Source organism: Chromobacterium sp. IIBBL 290-4, from assembly GCF_024207115.1.
Taxonomy (GTDB): domain Bacteria; phylum Pseudomonadota; class Gammaproteobacteria; order Burkholderiales; family Chromobacteriaceae; genus Chromobacterium.
In genome coordinates this window covers 3,377,451-3,402,751 of sequence record NZ_CP100128.1, presented here as the reverse complement: position 1 = coordinate 3,402,751, position 25,301 = coordinate 3,377,451, and the positions used below count along the sequence as shown (strand labels likewise).

Genomic DNA, 25,301 nt, shown 5'->3' with positions numbered 1-25,301 from the left:
GTTCCGCCGTTCCCCTCTCCCCAACCCCTCTCCCGCAAGGGAAGAGGGGCTTTGGCATGATAGGGCGGATGCCTCCTTTGGACGTTCCGCCATTCGTACTCTTGCCGACTGGAAGCTTGGCGGAACGCCCGGCCAAGCCGGGCTTCCGCCCTACCCTTACTCAGCCAGCAGCGAGATGTCCGCCACGCGGTTGAACAGCGCGGCCAGGCTGGCCAACAGCGCGATGCGGTTGGCGCGGACTTTGGCGTCCTCGGCCATCACCATCACGCCGTCGAAGAAGGCGTCCACCGGCGCCTTCAGGCTGGCCAGCTGCGACAGCGCGCCGGCGAAGTCGTGGGCGGCGAACTTGGCTTCCACCGCCGGGGCCAGATCCTGCACCGCGGCGTACAGCGCCTGTTCGGCGGCTTCTTGCAGCAGCGCGGCGTCCACCGAGCCGATTGCGCCTTCCGCCTTCTTCAGGATGTTGTTGACGCGCTTGTTGGCGGCAGCCAGCGCGGCGGCTTCCGGCAGCGCCTTGAACTGCGCCACGGCGGCCAGCACGGCGCGCACTTCGTGCAGGCGGCTGGGCTGCAGCGCCAGCACGGCGTCGATTTCATCGCCCTTGCAATCGGCGGCCAGGTAGTTCTTCAGGCGGTCCATCATGAAGCCGAACACTTCTTCGGCCACATTGGCGGACAGCTTGCCGGCCGGGAAGCCTTCGGCCACGATGGCCAGCAGCTGCTTCAGGTCCAGATCGGCTTCCAACGCCATCCGCACCACGCCCAGCGCGGCGCGGCGCAAGGCGAACGGGTCCTTGTCGCCGGTCGGGATCAGGCCTATGCCCCAGATGCCGACGACGGCTTCCAGCTTGTCGGCCAAGGCCACGGCGGTGGCGATCTTGCTTTCCGGCAGCGTGTCGCCGGCGAAACGCGGATGGTAGTGACCCTCGATGGCGGCGGCCACTTCGGCGTTTTCGCCGTCGTGCTGGGCGTAATACATGCCCATGATGCCTTGCAGCTCAGGGAACTCGCCCACCATGTCGGTCACCAGGTCGGCCTTGGCCAGATAGGCGGCGCGGGCGGCCTGCGCGGTGTCGGCGCCCAGTTGATGGGCGATGGCGCCGGCGATGCTCTGCAGACGCTCAACACGCTCCAGCTGGGTGCCGATCTTGTTGTGGTACACCACATTGGCCAGGCGCGGCAGGCGGCTGTCCAGGCGGTGCTTCTTGTCCTGCTCGAAGAAGAACTTGGCGTCCGACAAGCGGGCGCGCAGCACGCGTTCGTTGCCGCCGACGATGAAGGACGGATCGGCCGTCTCCACATTGGACACCAAGAGGAAGCGGTTCATCAGCTTGCCTTGCGCGTCCAGCAGCGGGAAGTATTTCTGGTTCTGCTGCATGGTCAGAATCAGGCATTCTTGCGGCACATTGAGGAATTCGGCCTCGAAACCGGCCTCCAGCACCACCGGCCATTCCACCAGCGCAGTCACTTCGTCGTACAGCTCGTCCGGGGCGGCGATGGTGGCGCCCAGCTTGGCGGCGGCCTCGGTCAGCTTGTGGCCGATCAGCTCGCGGCGCGCCTGGAAGCTGGCGATGACCTTGCCGCTTTCATGCAGCGCGCGGGCGTAGCCGTCGGCATGGGCGATGACGACCTCGCCCTCGGACAGGAAGCGGTGGCCGCGAGTGGCATTGCCGCTCTTCAGGCCCAGCACTTCGCCTGCAATCACCTGGTCGCCGTGCAGCATGATCAGGCCATGCACCGGACGGACGAATTGCACGTCGGAATCGCCCCAGCGCATCAGCTTGGGCACCGGCAGCTTCTTCAGCGCCAGCGACACCACCTCGGCCAGCACCGAAGACAGCGCTTCGCCGGCCTTGGTGCTGGAGTAGGCGTACACGTCTTGCTTGCCGTTGTTGACGATGGCCAGTTCGGACACGTCCACGCCGCAGGAGCGGGCGAAGCCGGCCAGCGCCGGCGTCGGCTGGCCATCCTTCATGCCGGCCGCGGCGGCCGGGCCCTGGCGGGTGATGTGCTGGTCCGGCTGCACGGCGAGCGCGCCCGGCAGCTGCAGCGCCAGGCGGCGCGGCGAAGCGTAAACCACCGCCTCGGCGTCGGCGGCGACGAACTGCATCTTCTTCAGTTCTTCGGTAACGGTCTGGGCGAAACTGGCGGCCAGACGCGGCAGCGCCTTGGGCGGCAGCTCCTCGGTCAGGAGTTCGATCAGCAGGGTTGCGTTCATTCTATCTATTCAATTCAGTTGGATATTTGAGCCGCGGCTCCGGCCGCCTCGCAGATCACCTTCATCATGGAGTGGGCGACCGAGTCTTCGGCCACCGGCTGCCACTTCCAGGCATAGCGAGGCACCGGAAACATCGTGGAAAAAACGTGCTTGTTGTTCTTGTCGAAATAAGCGGAACTGACAAACACATACTGGTATTGCTTGCAATCGGCGTAACCGACGGTGCGGCGGATATAAAAATGCAGTTTGTACGGTTTTTCGTATTGCTGCTTGGCAAAGCGCTCCTGGTTGATGAAATGCACCAGGCCATCCTTGCCCAGCCATAGCGAGTTGCCGTCTATCGCCAGCTGCAGCTGGCTGCCGTTCTGGTAAACCACCCAATCGGCAGGCTGCTCCGCCCAGGCGGACAGGCTAGCCATGCACAACATCGCCAAACAGGCTCTCATCCTCGCTCCCATCGGTCGGGCCGGCTCATGCCGACCCTAACAGCATAGGCGATCGCCAACCATCAATCCTTGCGGCACATCGGGAAGCCCAAAGCCTCGCGCGCGTCGTAATAGGCTTGCGCCACGCCGCGCGACAGATTGCGGATGCGGCCGATGTAGGCGGCGCGTTCGGTCACCGAGATGGAGCCGCGCGCGTCCAGCAGGTTGAAGGTGTGGCCCGCCTTCAGGATCATTTCATAAGCCGGCAGCGGCAGGCAGGCTTCCAGCAGCTTCTGCGCCTCGGCTTCGTAATCGTTGAACTGGCGGAACAGCAGCTCGACATTGCTGTGCTCGAAGGCGTACTTGGATTGCTCCACTTCGTTCTGATAGAACACATTGCCGTAGGTGACCGGCTGGCCGTCCGGCAGATGGGTCCAGATCAGGTCGTAGACGTTTTCCACGCCCTGCAGGTACATGGCCAGGCGCTCCAGGCCATAGGTGATCTCGCCCAGCACCGGCTTGCAGTCCAGGCCGCCCACTTGCTGGAAGTAAGTGAACTGCGTCACTTCCATGCCGTTCAGCCACACTTCCCAACCCAGGCCCCAGGCGCCCAGCGTCGGGTTTTCCCAGTTGTCTTCGACAAAGCGGATGTCTTGCACCGTCGGGTCCAGGCCCAGCTCTTGCAGCGAGCCCAGATACAGTTCCTGGATATTGGACGGGGACGGCTTGAGCACCACCTGGAACTGGTGGTGCTGGAACAGGCGGTTCGGGTTCTCGCCGTAGCGGCCATCCTTGGGACGGCGGCTGGGCTGCACGTAAGCGGCGTTCCAAGGCTCCGGCCCCAGCGCGCGCAGGAAGGTGGCGGTATGCGAAGTGCCCGCGCCCACCTCGGTGTCGTACGGCTGCAGGAGCACGCAGCCCTGGCGGTTCCAGTAGTGCTGGAGCTTGAGAATGATTTCCTGGAAGGTAAGCATAAACGTGACGATAAAATGGACAAATAAACGTCGATTCTACCGCCTGCCGCCGCTCCCGCAAAGCCGAACCGCCCCGCTCAGGCCAATTGTTCGGCCAATTTCCTGCCCTTGCGCAAACAATCGGCCAGCGACACCCCGTCCAGCCAGTTGGCGCAGACATGCAAACCCTTGGCCTGCAAGGGCGCCAAGGCCGAGCGCAGACGCCCCTGCAGAGCCGTGCCCTGCGGCAGGGCCTCGCGCCAGCGCACCACGCGCTGCTCCGCCGGCGATCCGCGCAGGCCGAAGCGTTCTTCCAGCTCCCGGTTCAATTCCGCCAGCAGCCTCTCGTCCGGCCATTCCAGCCTTTCCGGATGGCGGCGGCCGCCGATGAAGCTGCTCATCAGCCGGTAGCCCTTGTCGCACACTTCGGGATAACTATTGCTGACCAGCAGGTGCCCCAGGGCCACGCTCTCTTCCGCGCTAGGATGCAAGGCCCCCGCCCCCGGCAACGGTTTTTCCAGCGCATCGTCCTCCAGCAGCGTGGACACCACCGCCATCGCCGCGTAAGGAATGCGCCGGCAGATATCCGCCACCTCCGGGCGCAAAGGGTGCAGCAAGGCGGCGGCGGCCTTGGCCGGCAAGGCCAACACGACCTGCTCGGCCTGCTCCCAGCGCCCGCCCGTCCGCAGCAGCCAGCCTTCGCCATCGCGCCGCAACGCCGTCACCTCGGCATTCAGGCGGACATCCAGGTCGCGCGCCAGCCGGCGCGGCAATTGCTGCAAGCCGCCGGACAAGTAGCAAGAACGGCGGCGGCGCGCAGAGCCTCGCAGCATGCCCCGCCACAAAGACCGGCCGGATTCCGCCGCGACCGCCAGCCCGGGCATGGTTTCGCGCAACACCAGCTCGCGGGCGTCGCCGGCGAAAATGCCGTTCACCGCCGGCTCCAACAGCCGGACAAAGGCTTCGTCGCCGAAGCGCGCGCGGCAAAACGCCTCCAGGCTCAAATCGCCCTCGCCCTGGCTGCCCGCCTTCAATATGCCGCGCAGCAGATCCAGCTTGCCGCCCCAACTGAGCAGATTGCCGCCCAGCAAGCCCAAAGCGCCGCTGGGCAAGGCCCGGTATCGCCCATTCAGCAGCACATGCCTCGCCTCGCCCGCCGGGTCCGGCCAAACGGGACTCAAGCCCAGACGCCTCATCCAGTCGAGCAATTCCTCATCGGCCAACAGCGTGTGCGGCCCCGCTTCGCGCAGCGCCTCGCCGGCTTCGCTGCGCACCTTGCCGCCCACCTCCGCTCCTGTTTCAAACACCGTGACCCGCGCGCCGCGCTCGCGCAGCCACCAGGCACAGGACAAGCCGGACACCCCGGCGCCGATTATCGCAATCATGGCGGACCTCCATCGCAATGCATGTTCAATATCGATGATTATCCAGATGAGAACCGCGCCATCTTTGATGCCAATCAAGCCGTGTTTTTCATATGCCAAAGATCTATATTTCGATTGCAAACATTTTACGAATTATTTACATTACACCCGCTACAATCGGCAACGGCTAAACACCCACAAACGGCAAAGAACCGTCATGGCAAAACAACCCCTACACACAGCTCAGAAACACGCGCTGACCAATATCGCGGTTCCGCTCCCGGAAAAGCCTTGACCCCCTCCCGCTCCTGTTAATCCGCGGCGCATCGCCGCCCACTTTCGCGCAGCCCCAAGCAAGCCGTCCTTCACATATCAGGACAGGCAGCCTCACGCCCAATGCTCACGCACTCGGCGTGCGCGGCTGCGCGCGCAATAAATCTTTTCCGTGGTGCAAACATGAAGAACTGGAAAGTCAGCACGCAACTGCTACTGATCATGGGCGCGATGTCGCTCCTCATACTCTTGGTCGGCCTGATCGGCCTGAAAGGCATGTCCGACACCACTGCCCGCCTGCAAACCGTCTATCAGGACCGCACGGTGCCGCTGGAGCAATTAGGCAAGATCGCTCGCTGGCACCGCGCCAGCCTGCAAAGGCTGAAACTGGTCAACGAACTCTATAAGCAAGGCCCCGACGGCATCGCCCGCTCCCAGCCGGAGCTGGCCATGCTGCGCAACGGCCGCAACTGGATAGACGAGCAATGGCGCGACTATCGCAGCACGCAGATGACCGATGACGAGAATCGTCTGATCGCCATTTACGAACTGCACATGCCCTTGTTCCGCCAGCAGGTGTACGACCGCGTGCTGGCCGCGCCGCAGGGCGTCGCACTGGCCGCGGACATCCAGCAGCAGTTGTACGACGAGCAAAGCTCCGAGGGCGCGCAAGTAATGCATGTCATCGAACAGCTTTGCGAACTGCAGGAAAAAGTGGCGGCCCAGGAATTCGCCGCGGCCGAAATCCACTACCGGCAAGCCCGCCTGATCGCCATCGCGCTGATCGCGGCGGCCTTGCTGGCCGGCGGCGGCATTGCCTTGGCCATACGCCGCAACCTGATGCGCCAGCTCGGTTGCGAACCGGCCGAGCTCAACCGCATCAGCCGCACCATCGCCGCCGGCGACTTGCGCGACCCCATCCATCTGCGCCAAGGCGATCGCGACAGCGTGCTCGCCAGCGTCCATCACATGCAGCGGACGCTGCACAGCCTGATAGGCCGCATGGTGGACGGCGTATCGCACACCAGCGAAGCCGTCAGCCAGATGAGCAGCAGCGCCAGCCAGATCGGCAGCGCGGTGGAACAGCAAACCGAGGCGGCGGGCAGCATGGCGGCCGCCGTGGAGGAAATGCTCAGCGCCGTCAGCCAGATCGCCGACAGTTCCAACCGCGGCCACGAGCAATGCCACGCCACCGGCCAGATGGCGCAGCAAGGCGCCGAGCAGGCCCGCCACGCCAGCCAGGACATGGAAAAGCTGCGCGACAGCGTGCAGCAAAGCAGCCGCGAGCTGGCCGAGCTGAACCTGCACGCCAGCCGCATCAGCGGCATCGTCCAGGTGATCAAGGACATCGCCGACCAGACCAATCTCTTGGCGCTGAACGCCTCCATCGAGGCGGCCCGCGCCGGCGAACAGGGCCGCGGCTTCGCCGTGGTGGCCGACGAAGTGCGCAAGCTGGCCGAGCGCACCAATCAATCGCTGGGCGAGGTGGATGCGATGATCAGCGCCATCCAGGCGGTAGGCGCGCGCGCGGTGGACAGCATGGCTGAGGCTTGCGAGCAGGCACGCGACGGCGCCTCCTTGGTGGCGGCGACCGGCGAAACCATCATGCGGCTGGAGCACAGCGCCAGCGTGGTGGTGCACACCATAGGCGATATTTCGCTGTCGCTGAAGGAGCAAAGCGAAGCCAGCCGAGTGCTGGGCGGCAATGTGGAGGGCATCGCCCAGATGAGCGAACAGAACAATCTGGCGGTCCGGCAGTTGATTCAGGCCCTGCAATCCTTATCGGGCATGGCGGAAAATCTCCGCGCGCAAACCAGCCAGTTCGCCTTGTAATCCGGCGCGAGCTTGCTGCATGCGCAAGCAGACTCGCCGCGGCGGACTATACACAAAACAGTCCGACCACGAACGAGAGCTCCGCCATGCCGAATACCTTAAGCATGAAGGCCAGGCTGTTTGCCCTTTTGGCGATCAACCTGGCCACGCTATTGCTGCTGGCCGGCGCGGGCATTTACCAGCTCAAGGCCATGGATCAGGCGGTGGAGCGCCAACTGGAGCGCGTCAACCACCAAAGCCAGATCAACCGCAGCGTTCAGCTGGCCAATCTGCATTTCAAAATCCAGGTGCAAGACTGGAAAGACATTTTGCTGCGCGGCAATGCCGCCCAGGACCGCGATGCCTATCTGGCCGCCTTCAACGATGAAAGCCGCGTCGTGCAAAGCCAGCTTGCCCAGGCGGTCTACGATCTGCAGGCCGGCGGCGAAGACGCCTCTCGCCTGCTGGCGCTGGCCGACACCCTCCGCCAACTGGAACGGCGCTACCGCAATGCGCTGGCGGATTTTCGCGTGGAAGACCGGCTGTCCGGCCAGAAGGTGGACCAGCAGGTGCGCGGCATAGACCGCGACATGACCGAGCAGCTGCTGCGCGCCAGCGAAACCGTGCGCGCAGACTTCGAACAGCTATTGCAGGAACAAATCGCCGACACTCGCCAAAGCTATACCCAAGCCCGCAATCTGTTTCTGATCGCCACCGCCATCGGCATGCTGGCCCTGATCGCCGTCATCGCCCTGACCGGCATGGCGCTGATGCGCCAGATAGGTGGAGAACCCGCCGAGGTCGCCGCCGTCGCCGCCCGCGTCGCCGCCGGCGACCTGTGCGTCAAAGTGGCCCTGCGCGCCGGCGATGAGCGCAGCGTGCTGCGCGCCATGCAGACCATGGTGGACAAACTCACCGGCGTGGTGGAGGAACTGAATCTGAACGCCGGCCAGCTGGGGATGAGCGCCGCCGAAGTGTCCGCCTCCGCCCACGCGCTGAGCCAGAGCGCCTCGCAGCAGGCCGCCAGCCTGGAGGAAACCAGCGCCTCGGTGGAGCAGATCGCGTCCATGGTGGCGCACAATTCGGAAAACGCCGCCATGACGGATTCGATGGCGGGCCAGGCCGCGCAAAATGCCGGCGAAGGCGGCGACGCCGTCAGCCAGGCGGTGCAAACCATTCAGGACATCGCCCAGAAAATCGACGTGATAGACGATATCGCCTACCAGACCAATCTGCTGGCGCTCAATGCATCGATAGAGGCCGCGCGCGCCGGCGAACAAGGGCGGGGATTCACCGTGGTGGCGTCCCAGGTGCGCAAGCTGGCCGAACACAGCCAGGAGGCCGCCCGCGAAATCGGCCGCCTGACTGGCGATGGCGTGGAACGCGCCGAGCGCGCCGGCGCCATGTTGGGGCAACTTTTGCCCTCCATCCACAAAACCGCCCAATTGGTGCAGGAAATCTCGCTGGCCTCGCAAGAGCAAAGCGAAGGCCTGCAACAGATCAATACCGCGGTCAGCCAGCTTTCGCTGGCGACGCAGATGAATGCCTCGACATCGGAACAGCTGTCATCCGCCTCGGAGCAACTGAACGATCAGGCGGCGCGGCTGCGGCAGATGATCGCCTATTTCAAAACCGCATGAAAAAAGCGGCTCGTTCCCGAGCCGCCTGCTTCGCTGTCAGCCTAGCCAGCGCCGATGACGCCAGACGAGGCAGAACGCCCGGCTAGCCGGGCTTCTGCCCTGCGACGCTCAGCTCCAGTCCAGGATCACCTTGCCGCTTTGGCCGGACAGCATGGCGGCGAAGCCGGCTTCGAACTCGTCCACCTTGAAGTGATGGGTGATGATGGGCTTGATGTCGAGGCCGGATTGGATCAGCGCCACCATCTTGTACCAGGTCTCGAACATTTCGCGGCCGTAGATGCCCTTGATCTCCAGGCCCTTGAAGATCACCTGGTTCCAGTCGATGGCGGTGTTGGACGGCGGAATGCCGAGCAAGGCCACCTTGCCGCCGTGGTTCATCGTTTCCAGCATCTGGCGGAAGGCTTGCGGATTGCCGGACATTTCCAGGCCGACGTCGAAACCTTCGGTCATGCCCAATTCCTGCATGACTTCCTTCAGGTCCTGCTTGGCGACGTTGACGGCGCGGGTGGCGCCCATTTTCTTCGCCAGTTCCAGCCGATAATCGTTGACATCGGTGATCACCACGTGGCGCGCGCCGACGTGTTTGGCGATGGCCACCGCCATGATGCCGATCGGGCCGGCGCCGGTGATCAGCACATCCTCGCCCACCAGGTTGAAGCTCAGCGCGGTGTGCACGGCGTTGCCGAACGGGTCGAAGATGGAAGCCAGATCGTCGGAGATGTCATCCGGGATCGGGAAGGCGTTGAAGGCCGGGATCACCAGGTATTCGGCGAACGCGCCTTCGCGGTTGACACCCACGCCGGTGGTGTTGCGGCACAGGTGGCGGCGGCCGGCGCGGCAGTTGCGGCAATGGCCGCAAGTGATGTGGCCTTCGCCGGACACGCGCTGGCCGATCTGGAAGCCCTGCACTTCCGAACCCATGCCGGCGACGACGCCGACGTACTCATGGCCGACATGCATAGGCACCGGGATGGTCTTCTGCGACCACTCGTCCCAGTTCCAGATGTGAATGTCGGTGCCGCAGATGGCGGTCTTAGTGATTTTGATCAACAGATCGTTGTGGCCGACTTCCGGCAGCGGAACGTCGGTCATTTCCAGGCCGGGAGCGGCCTTCAGCTTGGCAAGCGCCTTCATGTCTCTATCCTTGATAGCCGCGCGGATGGCCGCGCGGCCTGTCATGCGGTCAAATCAGATTACGCCCAGTTCGCGGCCTACCTTGATGAAGGCGGCCACGGCCTTCTTCACCTGCTCCTCGCTGTGCGCGGCGGACATCTGGGTGCGGATGCGCGCCTTGCCCTTGGGCACCACCGGGAAGGAGAAGCCGATCACGTACACGCCCTCGGCCAGCAGCTTGGCGGCCATTTCGCCGGCCAGGCGGGCATCGCCCAGCATCACCGGGATGATGGGATGCTGGCCCGGCACCAGTGTAAAGCCGGCTGCGGACATTTCCTGGCGGAACAGCTCGGCGTTGCGGCGCACCTTGGCGCGCAACTCCGCGCCTTCGCCGCCCTTCAGGATCTTCAACACCTCGATGCTGGCGGCGGCGATGGCCGGGGCCAGGGTGTTGGAGAACAGATAGGGACGCGAACGCTGGCGCAGCAAGTCGATGATGGGCTTGCGGCCGGAGACGTAGCCGCCGGATGCGCCGCCCAGCGCCTTGCCCAGGGTGCCGGTGTAGATGTCGATGCGATCAGCCACGCCGCACTGCTCGGGCGTGCCGGCGCCGCTTTCGCCGATGAAGCCCACGGCGTGGGAATCATCCACCATCACGATGGCGCCGTGGCGGTCGGCTACTTCGCACAGCGTTTTCAAGTCGGCGATGATGCCGTCCATCGAAAACACGCCGTCGGTGACGATCAGCTTGAAGCGCGCGCCGGCCGCTTCGGCCGCTTGCAGCTGCGCTTCCAGATCGGCCATATCGTTGTTCTTGTAGCGGAAACGCTTGGCCTTGGACAGACGCACGCCGTCGATGATGGAGGCGTGGTTCAGCTCATCGGAAATCACCGCGTCTTCTTCGGTCAGCAGGGTTTCGAACACGCCGCCGTTGGCGTCGAAACAGCTGGAATACAGAATGGTGTCGTCTGTGCCGAGGAAATCGGAAATCGCCTGTTCCAGATCCTTGTGCACGGACTGGGTGCCGCAGATGAAGCGCACCGACGCGCAGCCGTAACCGTAACGGTCCATGCCATCCTTGGCCGCTTGCACCAGGCGGGCATCGTCGGCCAGGCCCAGATAGTTGTTGGCGCAGAAGTTTAGCACCTGTTCGCCGCTCTTCAGGGCGATGCCGGCGCTTTGCGGCGTGGCGATCACGCGTTCCGGTTTCTCGAAACCGTCGGCGCGGATCTGCGCCAGGGTGGCCTCCAGGTGGGCCAGATAAGTATGGTTCATGACAGTCCTTTGGATGGCGGCGGCGGGAATCGAACCCGCGGCCTCAGGCGCTGCGCGCCGCCGTGCGAATCGGCGCGCTCTGATAACTGTCGCCATTCTAGCCCTTCCCTTGGCGCTTCAGCAGTGACAGTTGTCAGTGTTTTGCAACCTCTCTGTCACCGTTGCCGGTTTCGCCGGACGGCGCGTCCTCTTCTTCGTCATCCCACGCCTGCGCCCGCACGCCCGGCGGCAGTTTGATCGGCGGCTCGCGCCTGGCCAGACGTGCCAGCGTCCCCACCACCGCCAGCGCCGGCGCGACGATGATCACGACCCAGAACCAAGTGGCATGCAATACATCCATTATTGTCTCCCCGCCATGCAAAACGCCCCTCGCCGCGGCTGCGGAAAGGGGCGTGGGCACATCATTATTTTAGCCGCGCTGGCGCAACAGGCGAGCGGCATCCATCGCGAAATAAGTCAGGATGCCGTCGGCCCCGGCGCGCTTGAAGGCCAGCAGGCTTTCCAGCACGCATTTCTCTTCGTCCAGCCAGCCGTTCTGGAAGGCCGCCTTCAGCATGGCGTACTCGCCGGACACTTGGTAAGCGAAAGTCGGCACATGAAAGGTATCCTTGACGCGGCGGATCACATCCAGGTACGGCATGCCCGGCTTGATCATCACCATGTCGGCGCCCTCTTCCAGATCTTGCGCCACTTCCTGGATGGCTTCGTCCAGATTGGCCGGGTCCATCTGATAGGTGCTCTTGTCGGCCTTGCCCAGATTGGCGGCCGAGCCCAACGCGTCGCGGAACGGGCCATAGAAGGCGGAGGCGTATTTGGCGGAGTAAGCCAGAATCTTGGTATTGCGATAGCCTTCTTCTTCAAAAGCTTCGCGGATGGAGGCGATGCGGCCATCCATCATGTCCGACGGGCCGAACACATCCACGCCGGCCTCGGCGTGGCACAAGCCCTGCTTGACCAGCACCTCGATGGTTTCGTCGTTGAGCACATAGCCCTTGTTGTCTATCAGCCCGTCCTGGCCATGGATGGTATACGGGTCCAGCGCGCCGTCGGTCATCACGCCCAATTCCGGGAAACGCTTCTTCAGTTCGCGCACCACGCGCGGCACCAGGCCATCCGGGTTGTAGGCTTCGCGCGCCTCGTTGTCCTTGCCCTCGGTGATCACCGGGAACAGCGACAGCATCGGGATGCCCAGCTTCAAGGCCTCTTCGGCGGTATAGAGCAGCTTGTCCAGCGTCTGGCGCGGCGCGCCCGGCATGGACGACACTTCCAGCACCTGGTTGCTGCCTTCCATCACAAACACCGGATAGATCAGATCGTTGGCGGTGAGCACGTTCTCGCGCATCAGGCGGCGGGAAAAATCATCGGAACGCATGCGGCGCAGACGGGCCGCAGGGAAAAAGCGATTTGCAAAAATCATGACGGCAATACCCCCAAAAAGACAGGGGCAATTGTACGCCGATTCCGCTCGCATCGGCAGAGCCAAGCGGGATGCAATCGCGCGGCGCTACCGATGCGTAAATTCAGCGCGAAACATTTTTGCAACATTCATGCCGCACCGCCGCAATTCCCATTCGACATAAAAGCATATTATGACCAAGGATATCTCTTCATTTGAAATTTTATCCATGCTTGAATTTACAAGAATCCCACAAAGCGCCAGATTCACGCACTGTCCGACAATAATAGGTAGCAATTAAGCGCATTTATAATTACATCATATTGTTAACAAATGTTTCTTGACCGTCATTCCCAAGCTCTACAAACTGGCGCCGCCTCGCAGCCCGCTTAGACGGCGCGCGGCCAGCCTGTCGGCTGTTTTGGATAGCAAAGGAATGTAGTGGCATGAAAAAAATGATATTGGCGGCCTGCTCCGCCGCAATGCTCCCGGCTCTCGCTCAGGCCGAAGTTTCCATCTACGGCTCCATCCGCGCCGGCCTCTCGGTGGTGAAGGACAATCCCAACAACTTCCGCTCCACTTTCGGCGTGGACGACTATGGCAGCCGCATCGGCTTCAAGGGCGGCGACGACCTCGGCAATGGCCTGAAAGGCATCTGGCAGGTGGAAACGGGCTTCCACGTGGACGGCATGCCGGATACCGGCACCGGCTCCGGCATCCTGGCCAATCGCGAAAGCTTCCTCGGCGTGCAAGGCAATTTCGGCAAGATCCGCATCGGCCACGTCACCGACATCCTGTCCGATACGGAAGCGACGGACAAACTGACCGCGCCGCGCCGCGACTACACCATGGCCATGTTCCCGCTGTACGAAAAAACCGAATTGTTCGGCAGCTACGGCGATGGCCGCTTCAAGAACAGCGTGCGCTTCGACAGCGCCGATTACGCCGGCTTCAACCTGGCGCTGCAATATGGCGCCGGAGAAAAGCAGGCCGCCGGCCAGATGAAGCAGGACAACTTCTGGTCCAGCCGCCTGGAATACAAGCGCGCCGGCTTCTTCGGCGCCTGGGCTTACGCCAACAAGTTGAACACCGTGGCCGATCACAATAGCGTGATCAACCGCCTGCAATTCGGCTACGACGCCAACAACCTCTACTTGGCCGCGACTTATCAGGATGTCGATTTCTGGGGCGATGCCTGGGCCAAAAAAGAGGGCAAGCTGATACTGCCCGGCGTCGCCAGCACCGGCATCGCGCCGAGCGGCCGCAACCATCTGCAGAACCATGACTGGGCGCTGAACGCCGGCTACACCATAGGCAATTACACGCCGTGGGCGATGTTCTCCCGCCGCGGCGACGCCAAGGTGGACGGCGCGCGCATCGAAAACAGCAGCGCCAATCAATGGGCGCTGGCCTTGGACTACAAGGCCAGCAAAGCCACGCTGCTGCGCGCGGGCTTTGGTCAGATCAAGCAGGGCGAAGGCGCGCGCAAGGCCTTCGCCTGGACCGACACCACCGCATCCAGCTACTGGGCCATGATCAAGCACAGCTTCTAAAAAGGCTGGATCCGCCCCCTGACACGCCGCCTTTTCAGGCGGCGTTTTGCATCCCCCAGCGCAATTCCATTCAATTTAAATATGAATTTGGGGCGATTCACTAAAATAAAGTCAAACGACCTTACCATTATTCAAAATAAATTCTCTTTGCTGCTAAGCAACAAATTAGCAAAAAAACAACAAGGAAATAATATTTAAAATAAATATTGGCAACCAAAACAAACATGCCATCCGTGATGAAAGCCATTCCATTCTTGCAACTCATCACTGCAAATTCATGATTATTAATACCAATTACATTGGACTATGACAAACAAAAACATTGCGAAACAGCATTGTTGTGCTATTTAAATTTGCCTGTTAACAAATGTTTCTTGACGAAAAACCAAGCCGCAACGGACACTCGGCTAGCCAATACGGACGGAATAAAAACAGCAACCGTCGCAAGAAATGCCACAGGCAGGCCTCAACAAAGGATTTCTAGAGAAAATGAAAAAAACCATTCTGTTCGCAGCGCTGGCTGCCGCCGTCCCCGCACTCGCTCAAGCTGATGTGACGCTCTACGGCTCTCTGCGCGCCGGCGTTTCCATGACCAAGAACAGCGCCAACAACTACTCCAACACCTTCGGCGTCGACGATTTCGGCAGCCGCATCGGCTTCAAGGGCAGCGAAGACCTTGGCAATGGCCTGAAAGCCATCTGGCAAGTTGAAAACGGCTTCGCCATGGATGGCGTGATCGGCAGCAGCACCGCTTCCGGCACGCTGGCCAACCGCCAAACCTTCGTCGGCGTGGAAGGCGCATTCGGCAAGCTGCGCGTCGGCTATCTGGATGATGTGCTGGCCGACACCGAAGCGACCGACAACCTGTACGGCCCCCGCCGCGACGGCATGAGCACCAACTTCCCGCTGTACGAACAGGGCGACCTGTTCTCCTACGGCGATGCCCGCTTCAAGAACAGCATCCGCTACGACAGCCCGGATCTGGCCGGCTTTAACGCCACCCTGCAATACGGCGCGGGCGAAAACCAAGCCGCCGGCAAAATGAAGCAAGGCGAGCAATACGGCGTGCGTCTGGCCTATCAGAATTCCGGCTTCTTCGGCGCCATCGCCAATGCTACGCAACTGAATACCAAAGCAGGCAGCAACAGCTCCACCAATCGCCTGGAAGGCGGCTACAACGCCAACAACCTGTACTTGGCGGCCAGCTATCAGTGGCTGACCACCTATGGCGACGCTAGCGGCCTGGCGCTGACGCCTGTTCCGGCCACGGGCGGCAACAAGGTTGAAAACACCACCTGGGCCATCAACGCCGCGTACAGCTTCGGCAACTTCAAACCGTCCGTCGTGTACTCGCAGCGCGGCAACGCCAAGATCGACGGCGTGCGCTATGATCTCGGCGCCAAGCAATGGGCCGCCGCGCTGGACTACACCGTCAGCAAGCGCACCCTGGTGCAAGTCGGCTACGGCCAGCTGAAGGAGAATAAGGACGCTCAAGCGATTGCCAAGCACTCGCAAGACACGTCTTCCCTGGCTTGGGCGATGATGAAGCACAACTTCTAAGCAGTCGTCCCGGTTTCTGGAATGTGCAGACAGCCGCCCGCAAGGGCGGCTGTTTTGCTTGGAACAATAAAATTCAAAGAGCATGAAAAACGCCAGCTCGGCGTAAACCGGCTGGCGTTTGACTGAAAAGACAGGCTTCGATTATTCGAAGAAGTCTCGCAGCTTGTCCATGAAGGATTTGGAACGCGGATTGTGCGTGGCCACATCACCCTGGCTGATGGACTCGAACTCGCGCAGCAGCTCTTTCTGGCGCTCGGTCAGATTGACCGGTGTCTCGACGATCACATGGCAATGCAGATCGCCGTACTCGGCGCCGCGCACGGCCTTCACGCCCTTGCCGCGCAGACGGTACACCCGGCCGCTCTGGGTTTCAGCCGCGATCTTCACCTTGGCCATGCCGTCCAGCGTCGGGATTTCCACTTCGCCGCCCAAGGCAGCGATGGCGAAGGAGATCGGCATCTCGCAATGCAGATCCATGCCATCGCGCTGGAACACCGCGTGCTGCTTGATATGCGTCACCACATACAGATCGCCGGCCGGACCGCCGTTCTGGCCCGGTTCGCCTTCGCCCGCCAGGCGGATGCGGTCGCCCTCGTCCACGCCGGCCGGAATCTTCACGTTCAGCGTCTTGGTGGTCTTCTTCTGGCCCGCGCCGTGGCAGCTGGTGCACGGATCGGTGATCTGCTTGCCGCTGCCGTGGCAGGTCGGGCAGGTCTGCTGGATGGAGAAGAAGCCCTGGCTCATCCGCACCTGGCCGTGGCCGCCGCAGGTGGAGCAGGTCTTGGGCGACGTGCCCGGCTTGGCGCCGGTGCCGCTGCAGGTGGCGCAGGATTCGTGCGAGGGGATGCGGATCTGCTTCTCGCAGCCGCGCGCCGCCTCTTCCAGCGAAATCTCCATGTTGTAGCGCAGGTCGGCGCCGCGATAGACGTTGGAACGCCCGCCGCCTTGACCGCCCCGGCCGCCGCCGAAGATGTCGCTGAAGATGTCGGCGAAATCGCCAAAGCCGCCAAAGCCCTGGCCGCCGCCCGCGCCGGCTTGCTGATCGACGCCGGCATGGCCGAACTGATCGTAAGCGCTGCGTTTTTGGCTATCCGACAGGATCTCGTAGGCTTCTTTCACCTCCTTGAACTTGTCTTCGGCTTCCTTGCTGTCCGGATTGCGGTCCGGATGGTACTTCATCGCCAGTTTGCGATAGGCCTTCTTGATGTCGTCGTCGGACGCATCGCGATTGACGCCCAGCACATCGTAGAAATCTTTTTTCGACATTGTCATTCGCTTTCAGAATTGTCCGGAATCGCTCCGCACAATCGCTCGTCTTGATACGGCAAAGGCACAGAGGCCGGCGGAGACGCCTCCCCCATTCCCTGTGCCTCGATCTATGAAGACCGCAGCTTACTTCTTGTCTTTCACTTCTTCGAATTCGGCGTCCACTACGTTGCCGTCGTCCTTCTTGTCGCCGGCGGCGGCTTGCGCGCCCTCGGCGCCGCCTTCAGCCTGAGCGGCTTGAGCGTACATGATCTCGCCCAGCTTCTGGCTGGCCTTGGCCAGTTCTTCGGCCTTGGCTTCGATGGCTTCCTTGTCGTCGCTCTTCACCACTTCCTCAGCCGCCTTGATGGCGTCTTCGATCTTGGCCTTTTCGTCGGCGCCGATCTTGTCGCCATGCTCGGACAGGGACTTCTTGATGCTGTGGATCAGGCCTTCGGCGTGGTTGCGCGCGGTCACCAGCTCGTGCAGCTTCTTGTCTTCTTCGGCGTTGGCTTCGGCGTCCTTCACCATGCGCTCGATCTCGGCTTCGGACAGACCCGAGGAAGCCTGGATGGTGATGTTGGCTTGCTTGCCGGAAGCCTTGTCCTTGGCGGACACGTGCAGGATGCCGTTGGCGTCGATGTTGAACTCAACCTCGATCTGCGGAATGCCGCGCGGCGCCGGCGGGATGTCGCCCAGATTGAACTGGCCCAGCGACTTGTTGGCGGCAGCCTTTTCACGCTCGCCTTGCAGCACGTGAATGGTCACGGCCGTTTGGTTATCGTCGGCGGTGGAGAAGGTTTGCGAGGCCTTGGTCGGGATGGTGGTGTTCTTCTGGATCAGCTTGGTCATCACGCCGCCCAGGGTTTCGATGCCCAGCGACAGCGGAGTCACGTCCAGCAGCAGCACGTCCTTGCGGTCGCCCGACAGCACGGAGCCCTGGATGGCGGCGCCCACGGCCACGGCTTCGTCCGGGTTCACGTCCTTGCGCGGTTCCTTGCCGAAGAATTCCTTGACCGCGTCCTGCACCTTGGGCATGCGGGTTTGGCCGCCGACCAGGATCACGTCGGTGATGTCGGACAGCGATACGCCGGCGTCCTTCAGGGCCACGCGGCACGGCTCGATGGAGCGGGTGATCAGGTCGTCGACCAGGCTTTCGAACTTGGCGCGGGTGATCTTCATCGCCAGGTGCTTCGGACCGGTGGCGTCCATGGTGATATACGGCAGGTTCACTTCGGTCTGGGTGGCCGAGGACAGCTCGATCTTGGCCTTTTCAGCGGCTTCCTTCAGGCGTTGCAGCGCCATCACGTCCTTCTTCAGGTCGACGCCTTGCTCCTTCTTGAACTCGGTGACGATGTAGTCGATCACGCGCTGGTCGAAGTCTTCGCCGCCCAGGAAGGTGTCGCCGTTGGTCGACAGCACTTCGAACTGGTGCTCGCCGTCCACGTCGGCGATTTCAATGATGGACACGTCGAAAGTGCCGCCGCCCAGGTCGTATACCGCGATCTTGCGGTCGCCTTCCTGCTTGGCCAGGCCGAAGGCCAGCGCGGCCGCGGTCGGCTCGTTGATGATGCGCTTCACTTCCAGGCCGGCGATGCGGCCGGCGTCCTTGGTGGCTTGGCGCTGGCTGTCGTTGAAGTAGGCCGGCACGGTGATCACGGCTTCGGTCACTTCTTCGCCCAGGTAGTCTTCGGCGGCCTTCTTCATCTTGCGCAGCACTTCTGCGGAAATTTGCGGCGGAGCCAGTTCCTGCTCGCGCACTTTCACCCAGGCGTCGCCGTTCTTGGCCTTGAGGATTTCGAAAGGCATCAGGTCGATGTCCTTCTGCACTTCCTTGTCTTCGAAGCGGCGGCCGATCAGGCGCTTGGCGGCGTAGATGGTGTTCTTCGGATTGGTCACGGCCTGGCGCTTGGCCGGCGCGCCCACCAGGATTTCGCCGTCTTCCACATAAGCGATGATGGACGGGGTGGTGCGGTTGCCTTCGGCGTTTTCGATAACCTTCGGATTGCCGCCTTCTACGACTGCTACGCAGGAGTTGGTGGTGCCCAGGTCGATACCGATGATTTTACCCATGATGTATTCCTTTTCTCTATTCGTTCCGGCTTTGACTTGTCTGATAGTCAGAACCTGTTGTCTCAATAAATATTGGCTATGCCGCGCTTTTCAAGAGGGCGGCATCCGCCTTTTTTATGCTTTGGCCTTGGCTACCACCACCATGGCCGGACGCAGCACGCGGTCGGCCAGCAGATAGCCCTTCTGCATCACGCGCACCACGGTGTTCGGCTCGGCGTCGGACTCTTCCGCGCTCATCGCCTGATGCTGGTGCGGGTCCAGCTTGTCGCCGGCCTTGGGCGCGATGTCCTTGATCTGGGCCTTTTCGAAAGCGGAGACCAGCTGCTTCAGCGTCATGTCCACGCCCATCTTCAGCGTGTCGATCTGGCCGCTCTGGTCCAGCAGCGCCATTTCCAGGTAATCCTTCACCGTCACCAACTCGGCCGCGAATTTGCCGATCGCATATTTATGCGCGGCCGCCACCTCGTCCTGCGCGCGGCGGCGCTGGTTTTCCAGCTCGGCGCGGGCGCGCAGCAGGGTGTCGTTCAGTTCGGCGATTTCGGCTTCCAGCCCGGCGATATGCTGCTCAGGGGTTTGCTCCAGCTCGGTATGCGCCGCGCTGGCGGTATCGGTCACTTCGTTTTCTACGGCTTCTGCCGTCGGGTTTTGATTTTCTTGCATGACGTTTCCTCGGAATTGCACCGGCTAAATCGATGTCCAGACGCTAGGTAGGGCCTTTTGGCTCGATTTCAAGCCCTGATTCGTCAATCTTGATCTGAAGCGAAAAATCCGCAATGCGCACATTCAAGCTGTCATTTTTTCGCAATGACAACATTTCCAGCGGCTTATCGATTCGTTTAAATAGCCGGATTGTTAACTAATGAAAACACTGGCTTTTTTCTCTGCTGCACCGCACACAAGCCGTTTTTTTTGTGCTTATAATGGGCTCACACCAAGGAGCAAGCCGCTCCGGCGGCGCCAACCGCGCGCCGGGCCGCGGCCGATAAATCCGAGCCGACAAGGCCTGATTTAGACAAAAAAATCCGGAACACCGGATACGCAAAACGCTATGAGGACGCCGGCCCCGCCGGCGAGCAGAGAAACGTATCGAGAAGGGTTCTAACATGACGACTCGCGAACAACGCATTGCAGCCATCCAGAAAGACTGGGACGAAAACCCGCGCTGGAAAGGCATCAAGCGTGGCTATACCGCCGCCGACGTCGAACGCCTGCGCGGCTCGCTGCAAGTTGAGCACTCGCTGGCCCGCCACGGCGCGGAAAAGCTGTGGAATCTGGTCAACAACGAGCCTTACATCAACTGTCTGGGCGCGCTGACCGGCGGCCAAGCCATGCAGCAGGTGAAAGCCGGCGTCAAGGCCATCTACCTATCCGGCTGGCAAGTCGCCGCCGACAACAACGAATACTCGGCCATGTATCCGGACCAGTCGCTGTATCCGGTGGATTCGGTGCCCAAGGTGGTGGAGCGCATCAACAACGCCTTCACCCGCGCCGACGAAATCCAGCACGCCAAGGGCCTGGAACAAGGCGACAAGGGCTATGTCGACTACTTCGCCCCCATCGTGGCGGACGCGGAAGCCGGCTTCGGCGGCGTGCTGAACGCCTATGAGCTGATGAAGGCGATGATACGCGCCGGCGCCGCCGGCGTGCACTTCGAAGACCAGCTGGCCTCGGTGAAGAAATGCGGCCACATGGGCGGCAAGGTGCTGGTGCCGACGCAGGAAGCCATCCAGAAGCTGATCGCAGCTCGCCTGGCCGCCGACGTCTACGGCGTGCCGACGCTGGTGATCGCCCGCACCGACGCGGAAGCCGCTGACCTGCTGACCAGCGATGTGGATGCCAACGACGAACCCTTCCTGACCGGCGAGCGCACCGCCGAGGGCTTCTACAAGACCAAGAAGGGTCTGGAGCAAGCCATCAGCCGCGCCGTGGCCTACGCCGACTACGCCGACCTGGTATGGTGCGAAACCGGCACGCCGGATCTGGAATTCGCCCGCAAGTTCGCGGAAGCGGTCCACGCCAAGCATCCGGGCAAGCTCTTGGCCTATAACTGTTCGCCCTCCTTCAACTGGAGGAAGAACCTGGACGACGCCACCATCGCCAAATTCCAGCGCGAGCTGGGCGCCATGGGCTACAAGTACCAGTTCATCACCCTGGCCGGCATCCACAGCATGTGGTTCAACATGTACGACCTGGCGCAGGACTACGTCGCCCGCGGCATGTCCGCCTACGTGGAAAAGGTGCAGGAGCCCGAGTTCGCCGCGCGCGACCGCGGCTACAGCTTCGTGTCCCACCAGCAGGAAGTGGGCACCGGCTACTTCGACGATGTGACCACCGTGATCCAAGGCGGCGCGTCCAGCGTCACCGCGCTGACCGGCTCCACGGAAGAAGAACAGTTCCATTAAGCTGCCACAAGCGGCGACCACACCGCCCGCGTACCCCGCGGGCCATGCCGTCCAGCCTTGCGCCGGGACGGCATTTTCATATCCTGTTTCGCACAAGGAGCCTGACATGAGCTTCGCCACAACCGATCTTTGCGACGCCTTCGAAAATGAAATCCAGGTGCTGGAGCCCATTTTCCAGTCCTTCGGCGGCCATGCCCGTTTTCACGGCCGCATCGTCACGCTGAAACTGTTCGAGGACAATAGTCTGGTGCGGGAAACGCTGGGCGAGGACGGCCAGGGCAAGGTGCTGGTGGTGGATGGCGGCGGCTCGCGCCGCTGCGCCCTGCTGGGCGATCAATTGGGCGAAATGGCGGTGAAAAACGGATGGGCGGGATTGGTGATAGACGGCTGCGTGCGCGATAGCGTAGCGCTGGCCCAACTGCCCTTGGGCGTCAAAGCTTTGGCGGCGCATCCGCGCAAATCAGTGAAAACCGGCGCGGGCCAGAAACAATTGGCGATCCGCATCGCCGGCCAGGACATCGAACCAGGACAATGGCTTTATGCCGATGAAGACGGCGTGATCATCAGCCCGCGCGCCCTGGCTTAGCCGCCGCCGCGCTGATGCACCGGCAAAGCGCCTTGCGCGCTGGCGGTGCCCCACTCCAGGCGTTGCTCCCACCAAGTATGATGCTCAGGCGCCAAGACTTCGGGCGTGTCCAGCGAAGCCGCGGTGATGTCGATTTCCTCTGGATCCGACTCATGGAAATAGGTCAACGTGGACCCGCAATGCGGACAAAAGCCGCGCGACACCGCCGCCGATGAATGATATTGCACCGGTTTTTCGCCCCGCCATTCCAGCTCATGCACCCTCACGGTGAACCAGGTGACGAAAGCTGCCCCGCTGGCCCGCCGGCAACTGCGGCAATGGCAGTGGGTCACATGGTAGGGCTGGCCCCTCAGGCGATAACGTACTGCGCCGCACAAACAACCGCCGGTCAGGCTAGGAATCATCCAAGGCTCCCACAGTGGCAGGCCCTTGATCCAAAAGGATCTTGCGGCCCTCTGCTTTACTATGCCTGACCGATGCTGCAAGCGCAAAAAAACCCGTCCGCCAGACGGGTCCGGTGATGCGCATGCTACAAAACCATGTCAAAACAGCTGCGATTCGAACTCATGCGTCGCATGCGCGGCCAGGTTGAACATCTCGCCAGCCTTGATCGCATCCCTTGGCAGCCCCAGATCGCCATCCTGATAGGCCATCGCCAAGGTCTGCAGCGCCCCCGGCATTTCCAGCTTGGCGGCCCGCTGATACCAATCCAGCGCTTTGGCGCGATCCGGCCGCACGCCCAGCCCTTCTTGATAGATGATGGCCAGCTGAAACATCGCTTCGGAACTGCCCTTGGCCGCGGCCCGCGCGAACCAGCCGCGAGCGGTCGCCTGATCGCCCCGGTCTTTCGCCCTCAGCCCCAGCAGGCAAGCCGCGTCAGGCTGGCCGCCTTGCGCGGCGCGCCCCAGCCAATAAGCCGATTGCGCGGCGTTCTTCTCGCCGGCCAAACCCTTGCCATGCATGCGCGCCAAACGGAAAGCCGACTCCGCATCGCCCTGCTCCGCCGCCTGGCGATACCAGGGCGCGGCGTCGCGCCAGGCCGCTGGCGATCCGGGGTTGACCAAAGCATCGGCCAGCGCCCGCTGAGCGGCCGGATCGCCGCTTTGCGCCCATTGTTTCAGCTTGCGCCAGGCATCGGCGTCGCGAGCGAACAAGGCATGCTGCCTGGCATCGTCCAGCTCGGCTTGGGTAGGCTTGCCCGCGCAAGCCGACAGCGCGCAGCACAAGAGCAGCCAACTCATTCTTTTCATATCCATCTCCCCGCGCGCCCAGCCGAAACCGGGCGCGCGCAGCGCCTATCCGCTTACTGGCCCAGATCCACCATATAGGTGGCCGTGCCGTCGCCATTCGGCTTGGGAGAGCCGATCAGGCTGACGCCAGCCGCCTGGGCGATCGCCTGCTTGCCATCTATGCTCTTGAACACGACGCCGCCCGGCGTGGATATTTTCACGAAAGACCAGGAACGGCTGGCGCCATAAGTCGCCTGATCCAGCTTGCCGCCTCTATCCTTGATGTACTGGATCAGCACATCGCGGTTGGCATCCGGGGCCTGGACAATGGTCTTGGTGCCGTCAATGCCGGGGAAGTTGCCGCCGCCGCTGGCGCGGTAATTATTGGTGGCGACGATGAACTGCTGGTTCGGATCGATAGCGCTGCCGTTGTAAGTCAAATTGACGATGCGGCTGCCAACCGGCTGGCTGACATCGATCTGATACTTCACGCCATACATCACGTCGAAGTTGAACACCTGGAAGTTGGAATTGATCAACTCCTGTCCCGCCGCGCCCGGCGCGATGGTGTTGAACATCTGGGCCGCACGCTCCAGCCAGTTCTTGATGTCGCTGCCCTTCACCAGCACCGCCTGCACGGTATTCGGGTACAGATACAGGTCGGCGGCATTGTTGATGGCGACCGCGCCCGGCGCCACATCGGTATAGTCGCTGGCGCCGTTGCGACCGGCCTTGAACGGCGCGGACACGGACAAGACCGGGATATTGGCGTATTGCGGCAGGTTGGTCTTGACGTAGTTTTCCACGTAAGCCTTTTGCGCCATATTGACGATCTGGATCGCGCTGACATCGCCCAGCAGGGCGAAATAGGTATTCATCTCGAAATCGGTGGTGCCGATCGGCGTCTTCACATAATTGATGGTGCCTTGATGCTCGGCCGCCGCCAGCTGGGACACATTTGGATCCGCCGCCACATAGCTGCCATCGGCATTGCGGATGGAGCGGGTTTCCACCGCGCTCTTGTCGTTCTGCACCACCCATTTGCCGCCGGTGAACTTCAAGGTCAGCTTGATCACGCCCAGGCGATTGCCCCAGTTGCCGCCCATCACCGTCGGCACGCCGTTGACGAAGCCCTTGCTGTTGTCCACGCCCTGCATATTGTTGAACTGCGAGCTGGCTGCGCCCGGATTGGGGAAGATATCGTGCGAATGGCCGATCAGCAGCGCGTCTATGCCGGTCTTGGTCAAATGCCAGCTGCCGTTTTCCATCGTCGGACTATAAGCCGATGGGTCCAGACCGCCGTGCGACAAGGCGACAACCAGGTCCGCGCCCTCCTGGCGCATCTTGGGAATATAGGTATTGGCGGTTTCCACCACGCCATTGGTGTAGACCTGGCCCTGCAGGTTTTTCTTGTCCCAATCCATGATGGTGGGCGGGGTGAAGCCGATCACGCCCACTTTCACCGGCACCTGCACGCTGCTGCCGTCCGGCGCGGTGCCGGCGAAAGTGCGGGACAAAATGGCATATGGCTTGAAGATTGGCTGTTTGTCGGACAAATTGGCGACATTCGCCAATACCAGCGGATAAGCCGGCGCGCCGCAGCCATTCGGCGCCTGGATGTTGGACAAGCGGAAATTGGTATTGGTCACCTGCGACAAGAAAGGCAGGCCGTAATTGAATTCGTGATTGCCTATGGTGCCGGCGTCATACTTCAGGTAATTCATTACCTTGTGCACCGCCAGCGTATCGCCGCACTTGACCGGATTCACCACCGCCTGATAATCGCCCAAGGCCGTGCCTTGAATCAAATCACCATCATCCAGCAATAAATTATTAGGATATTGCGCGCGCGCCTGCTGAATCAAGGTAGCCGCGCGCTCCAAGCCGAAAGACGGATTAGCGGCCAGCTTGTAGTAATCGTAGCTGAGCACATTCTGGTGGATGTCGGTAGTCTCCAGCAGCGCCACATTGACTGTAGTCCCTTCGGCTGGCTGATTGTTATTGGAAACACTGGAACAGCCGGATAGCACAACCCCTGCCAATCCCGCCAGAGCAAGACATTTCTTCATCACAGAGCCTTTCATTTTTATACGGGCGTTTCATGCCCAGCGGCATTCTATTCCTTTTGTAAAAATTATTCACAATGCAAACATTATTTTTTTATTTCAATATAAAGACAAATCTG

Annotated in this window: 20 protein-coding genes; 6 read left to right on the top strand and 14 right to left on the bottom strand. The window is 61.8% G+C overall.

What is annotated here, in order from left to right; genetic code table 11:
* Positions 1-156 precede the first annotated feature (156 nt).
* The 4 genes from glyS to hemG all read right to left on the bottom strand — a co-directional run bounded on the left by glyS (position 157) and on the right by hemG (position 4,980).
* Positions 157-2,217 (bottom strand): glycine--tRNA ligase subunit beta, encoded by a 2,061-nt coding sequence (gene glyS, locus NKT35_RS15910; RefSeq protein ID WP_254294732.1) that lies wholly within the window; start codon positions 2,215-2,217, stop codon positions 157-159.
* A 14-nt stretch (positions 2,218-2,231) separates the two neighbouring features.
* Positions 2,232-2,663, bottom strand: a complete 432-nt coding sequence (locus tag NKT35_RS15905) for a surface-adhesin E family protein (RefSeq protein ID WP_505190921.1) — start codon at positions 2,661-2,663, stop codon at positions 2,232-2,234.
* Between the two features lie 62 nt (positions 2,664-2,725).
* A complete protein-coding gene (glyQ, locus tag NKT35_RS15900; protein WP_254294725.1) occupies positions 2,726-3,616 on the bottom strand; it encodes a glycine--tRNA ligase subunit alpha in 891 nt (296 codons plus the stop codon).
* Between the two features lie 77 nt (positions 3,617-3,693).
* Positions 3,694-4,980, bottom strand: coding sequence for a protoporphyrinogen oxidase (gene hemG, locus NKT35_RS15895; RefSeq protein WP_254294723.1), 1,287 nt, complete (start codon positions 4,978-4,980; stop codon positions 3,694-3,696).
* 435 nt (positions 4,981-5,415) lie between these two features.
* On the opposite strand from hemG, the gene NKT35_RS15890 reads away from it, so the two are divergent.
* Together NKT35_RS15890 and NKT35_RS15885 are read left to right on the top strand one after the other, a co-directional pair.
* Complete coding sequence (locus NKT35_RS15890; RefSeq protein WP_305883434.1) at positions 5,416-7,065, top strand: methyl-accepting chemotaxis protein; 1,650 nt, start codon at positions 5,416-5,418, stop codon at positions 7,063-7,065.
* Positions 7,066-7,151: 86 nt separating this feature from the next.
* Positions 7,152-8,684, top strand: coding sequence for a methyl-accepting chemotaxis protein (locus tag NKT35_RS15885; protein WP_254294721.1), 1,533 nt, complete (start codon positions 7,152-7,154; stop codon positions 8,682-8,684).
* A gap of 108 nt (positions 8,685-8,792) precedes the next feature.
* Here the strand turns inward: NKT35_RS15885 and tdh are convergent, their stop codons facing one another.
* From tdh to hemB, 4 genes are all read right to left on the bottom strand, one after another.
* The gene (gene tdh / locus NKT35_RS15880) at positions 8,793-9,818 is read right to left on the bottom strand and encodes an L-threonine 3-dehydrogenase (RefSeq protein WP_254294713.1); all 1,026 of its coding nucleotides are present in this window, start codon (positions 9,816-9,818) and stop codon (positions 8,793-8,795) included.
* 54 nt (positions 9,819-9,872) lie between these two features.
* Positions 9,873-11,072, bottom strand: a complete 1,200-nt coding sequence (locus tag NKT35_RS15875) for a glycine C-acetyltransferase (protein ID WP_254294711.1) — start codon at positions 11,070-11,072, stop codon at positions 9,873-9,875.
* Positions 11,073-11,205: 133 nt separating this feature from the next.
* The gene (locus tag NKT35_RS15870; RefSeq protein WP_254294709.1) at positions 11,206-11,412 is read right to left on the bottom strand and encodes a hypothetical protein; all 207 of its coding nucleotides are present in this window, start codon (positions 11,410-11,412) and stop codon (positions 11,206-11,208) included.
* A gap of 69 nt (positions 11,413-11,481) precedes the next feature.
* The gene (gene hemB / locus NKT35_RS15865) at positions 11,482-12,489 is read right to left on the bottom strand and encodes a porphobilinogen synthase (protein WP_254294707.1); all 1,008 of its coding nucleotides are present in this window, start codon (positions 12,487-12,489) and stop codon (positions 11,482-11,484) included.
* Between the two features lie 425 nt (positions 12,490-12,914).
* Between hemB and NKT35_RS15860 the strand changes: the two genes are divergently transcribed.
* Complete coding sequence (locus NKT35_RS15860; protein ID WP_254294705.1) at positions 12,915-14,021, top strand: porin; 1,107 nt, start codon at positions 12,915-12,917, stop codon at positions 14,019-14,021.
* A 489-nt stretch (positions 14,022-14,510) separates the two neighbouring features.
* A complete protein-coding gene (locus NKT35_RS15855; RefSeq protein ID WP_254294703.1) occupies positions 14,511-15,581 on the top strand; it encodes a porin in 1,071 nt (356 codons plus the stop codon).
* A gap of 141 nt (positions 15,582-15,722) precedes the next feature.
* On the opposite strand, the gene dnaJ is transcribed toward NKT35_RS15855, so the two are convergent.
* The 3 genes from dnaJ to grpE all read right to left on the bottom strand — a co-directional run bounded on the left by dnaJ (position 15,723) and on the right by grpE (position 19,559).
* Positions 15,723-16,847, bottom strand: coding sequence for a molecular chaperone DnaJ (gene dnaJ / locus NKT35_RS15850; protein ID WP_254294701.1), 1,125 nt, complete (start codon positions 16,845-16,847; stop codon positions 15,723-15,725).
* A gap of 126 nt (positions 16,848-16,973) precedes the next feature.
* Positions 16,974-18,899, bottom strand: a complete 1,926-nt coding sequence (gene dnaK / locus NKT35_RS15845; protein ID WP_254294699.1) for a molecular chaperone DnaK — start codon at positions 18,897-18,899, stop codon at positions 16,974-16,976.
* 114 nt (positions 18,900-19,013) lie between these two features.
* Positions 19,014-19,559 carry a nucleotide exchange factor GrpE gene (gene grpE, locus NKT35_RS15840; RefSeq protein WP_254294697.1) on the bottom strand — a complete coding sequence of 182 codons (546 nt, stop codon included), beginning with the start codon at positions 19,557-19,559 and terminating at the stop codon, positions 19,014-19,016.
* A gap of 443 nt (positions 19,560-20,002) precedes the next feature.
* Here grpE and aceA point away from each other — a divergent pair, with 443 nt between their 5' ends.
* On the top strand, positions 20,003-21,301 hold the full coding sequence (gene aceA / locus NKT35_RS15835; RefSeq protein ID WP_254294695.1) for an isocitrate lyase: 1,299 nt from the start codon (positions 20,003-20,005) through the stop codon (positions 21,299-21,301).
* A 106-nt stretch (positions 21,302-21,407) separates the two neighbouring features.
* Positions 21,408-21,887, top strand: coding sequence for a ribonuclease E activity regulator RraA (rraA, locus tag NKT35_RS15830; RefSeq protein ID WP_254294693.1), 480 nt, complete (start codon positions 21,408-21,410; stop codon positions 21,885-21,887).
* Here rraA and NKT35_RS15825 read toward each other — a convergent pair.
* The 3 genes from NKT35_RS15825 to NKT35_RS15815 form a co-directional block, all read right to left on the bottom strand.
* Positions 21,884-22,291 carry a GFA family protein gene (locus tag NKT35_RS15825; protein ID WP_254294691.1) on the bottom strand — a complete coding sequence of 136 codons (408 nt, stop codon included), beginning with the start codon at positions 22,289-22,291 and terminating at the stop codon, positions 21,884-21,886. The two genes, rraA and NKT35_RS15825, sit on opposite strands and share 4 nt — an antisense overlap.
* A gap of 138 nt (positions 22,292-22,429) precedes the next feature.
* Complete coding sequence (locus NKT35_RS15820) at positions 22,430-23,137, bottom strand: tetratricopeptide repeat protein (protein ID WP_254294688.1); 708 nt, start codon at positions 23,135-23,137, stop codon at positions 22,430-22,432.
* A 53-nt stretch (positions 23,138-23,190) separates the two neighbouring features.
* The gene (locus tag NKT35_RS15815) at positions 23,191-25,185 is read right to left on the bottom strand and encodes a bifunctional 2',3'-cyclic-nucleotide 2'-phosphodiesterase/3'-nucleotidase (protein WP_254294686.1); all 1,995 of its coding nucleotides are present in this window, start codon (positions 25,183-25,185) and stop codon (positions 23,191-23,193) included.
* Positions 25,186-25,301: the final 116 nt, after the last annotated feature.

What these genes read in the sequence shown, in the direction of transcription:
- NKT35_RS15860 (WP_254294705.1), top strand. Translation starts at nt 12,915, where the DNA reads ATGAAAAAAATGATATTGGCGGCCTGCTCCGCCGCAATGCTCCCGGCT.
- dnaJ (WP_254294701.1), bottom strand. Translation starts at nt 16,847, where the DNA reads ATGTCGAAAAAAGATTTCTACGATGTGCTGGGCGTCAATCGCGATGCG.
- dnaK (WP_254294699.1), bottom strand. Translation starts at nt 18,899, where the DNA reads ATGGGTAAAATCATCGGTATCGACCTGGGCACCACCAACTCCTGCGTA.
- NKT35_RS15870 (WP_254294709.1), bottom strand. Translation starts at nt 11,412, where the DNA reads ATGGATGTATTGCATGCCACTTGGTTCTGGGTCGTGATCATCGTCGCG.
- hemG (WP_254294723.1), bottom strand. Translation starts at nt 4,980, where the DNA reads ATGATTGCGATAATCGGCGCCGGGGTGTCCGGCTTGTCCTGTGCCTGG.
- NKT35_RS15825 (WP_254294691.1), bottom strand. Translation starts at nt 22,291, where the DNA reads ATGATTCCTAGCCTGACCGGCGGTTGTTTGTGCGGCGCAGTACGTTAT.
- NKT35_RS15885 (WP_254294721.1), top strand. Translation starts at nt 7,152, where the DNA reads ATGCCGAATACCTTAAGCATGAAGGCCAGGCTGTTTGCCCTTTTGGCG.
- tdh (WP_254294713.1), bottom strand. Translation starts at nt 9,818, where the DNA reads ATGAAGGCGCTTGCCAAGCTGAAGGCCGCTCCCGGCCTGGAAATGACC.
- rraA (WP_254294693.1), top strand. Translation starts at nt 21,408, where the DNA reads ATGAGCTTCGCCACAACCGATCTTTGCGACGCCTTCGAAAATGAAATC.
- hemB (WP_254294707.1), bottom strand. Translation starts at nt 12,489, where the DNA reads ATGATTTTTGCAAATCGCTTTTTCCCTGCGGCCCGTCTGCGCCGCATG.
- glyS (WP_254294732.1), bottom strand. Translation starts at nt 2,217, where the DNA reads ATGAACGCAACCCTGCTGATCGAACTCCTGACCGAGGAGCTGCCGCCC.
- glyQ (WP_254294725.1), bottom strand. Translation starts at nt 3,616, where the DNA reads ATGCTTACCTTCCAGGAAATCATTCTCAAGCTCCAGCACTACTGGAAC.
- NKT35_RS15820 (WP_254294688.1), bottom strand. Translation starts at nt 23,137, where the DNA reads ATGAAAAGAATGAGTTGGCTGCTCTTGTGCTGCGCGCTGTCGGCTTGC.
- NKT35_RS15815 (WP_254294686.1), bottom strand. Translation starts at nt 25,185, where the DNA reads ATGAAGAAATGTCTTGCTCTGGCGGGATTGGCAGGGGTTGTGCTATCC.
- aceA (WP_254294695.1), top strand. Translation starts at nt 20,003, where the DNA reads ATGACGACTCGCGAACAACGCATTGCAGCCATCCAGAAAGACTGGGAC.
- NKT35_RS15875 (WP_254294711.1), bottom strand. Translation starts at nt 11,072, where the DNA reads ATGAACCATACTTATCTGGCCCACCTGGAGGCCACCCTGGCGCAGATC.
- NKT35_RS15905 (WP_505190921.1), bottom strand. Translation starts at nt 2,663, where the DNA reads ATGAGAGCCTGTTTGGCGATGTTGTGCATGGCTAGCCTGTCCGCCTGG.
- NKT35_RS15890 (WP_305883434.1), top strand. Translation starts at nt 5,416, where the DNA reads ATGAAGAACTGGAAAGTCAGCACGCAACTGCTACTGATCATGGGCGCG.
- NKT35_RS15855 (WP_254294703.1), top strand. Translation starts at nt 14,511, where the DNA reads ATGAAAAAAACCATTCTGTTCGCAGCGCTGGCTGCCGCCGTCCCCGCA.
- grpE (WP_254294697.1), bottom strand. Translation starts at nt 19,559, where the DNA reads ATGCAAGAAAATCAAAACCCGACGGCAGAAGCCGTAGAAAACGAAGTG.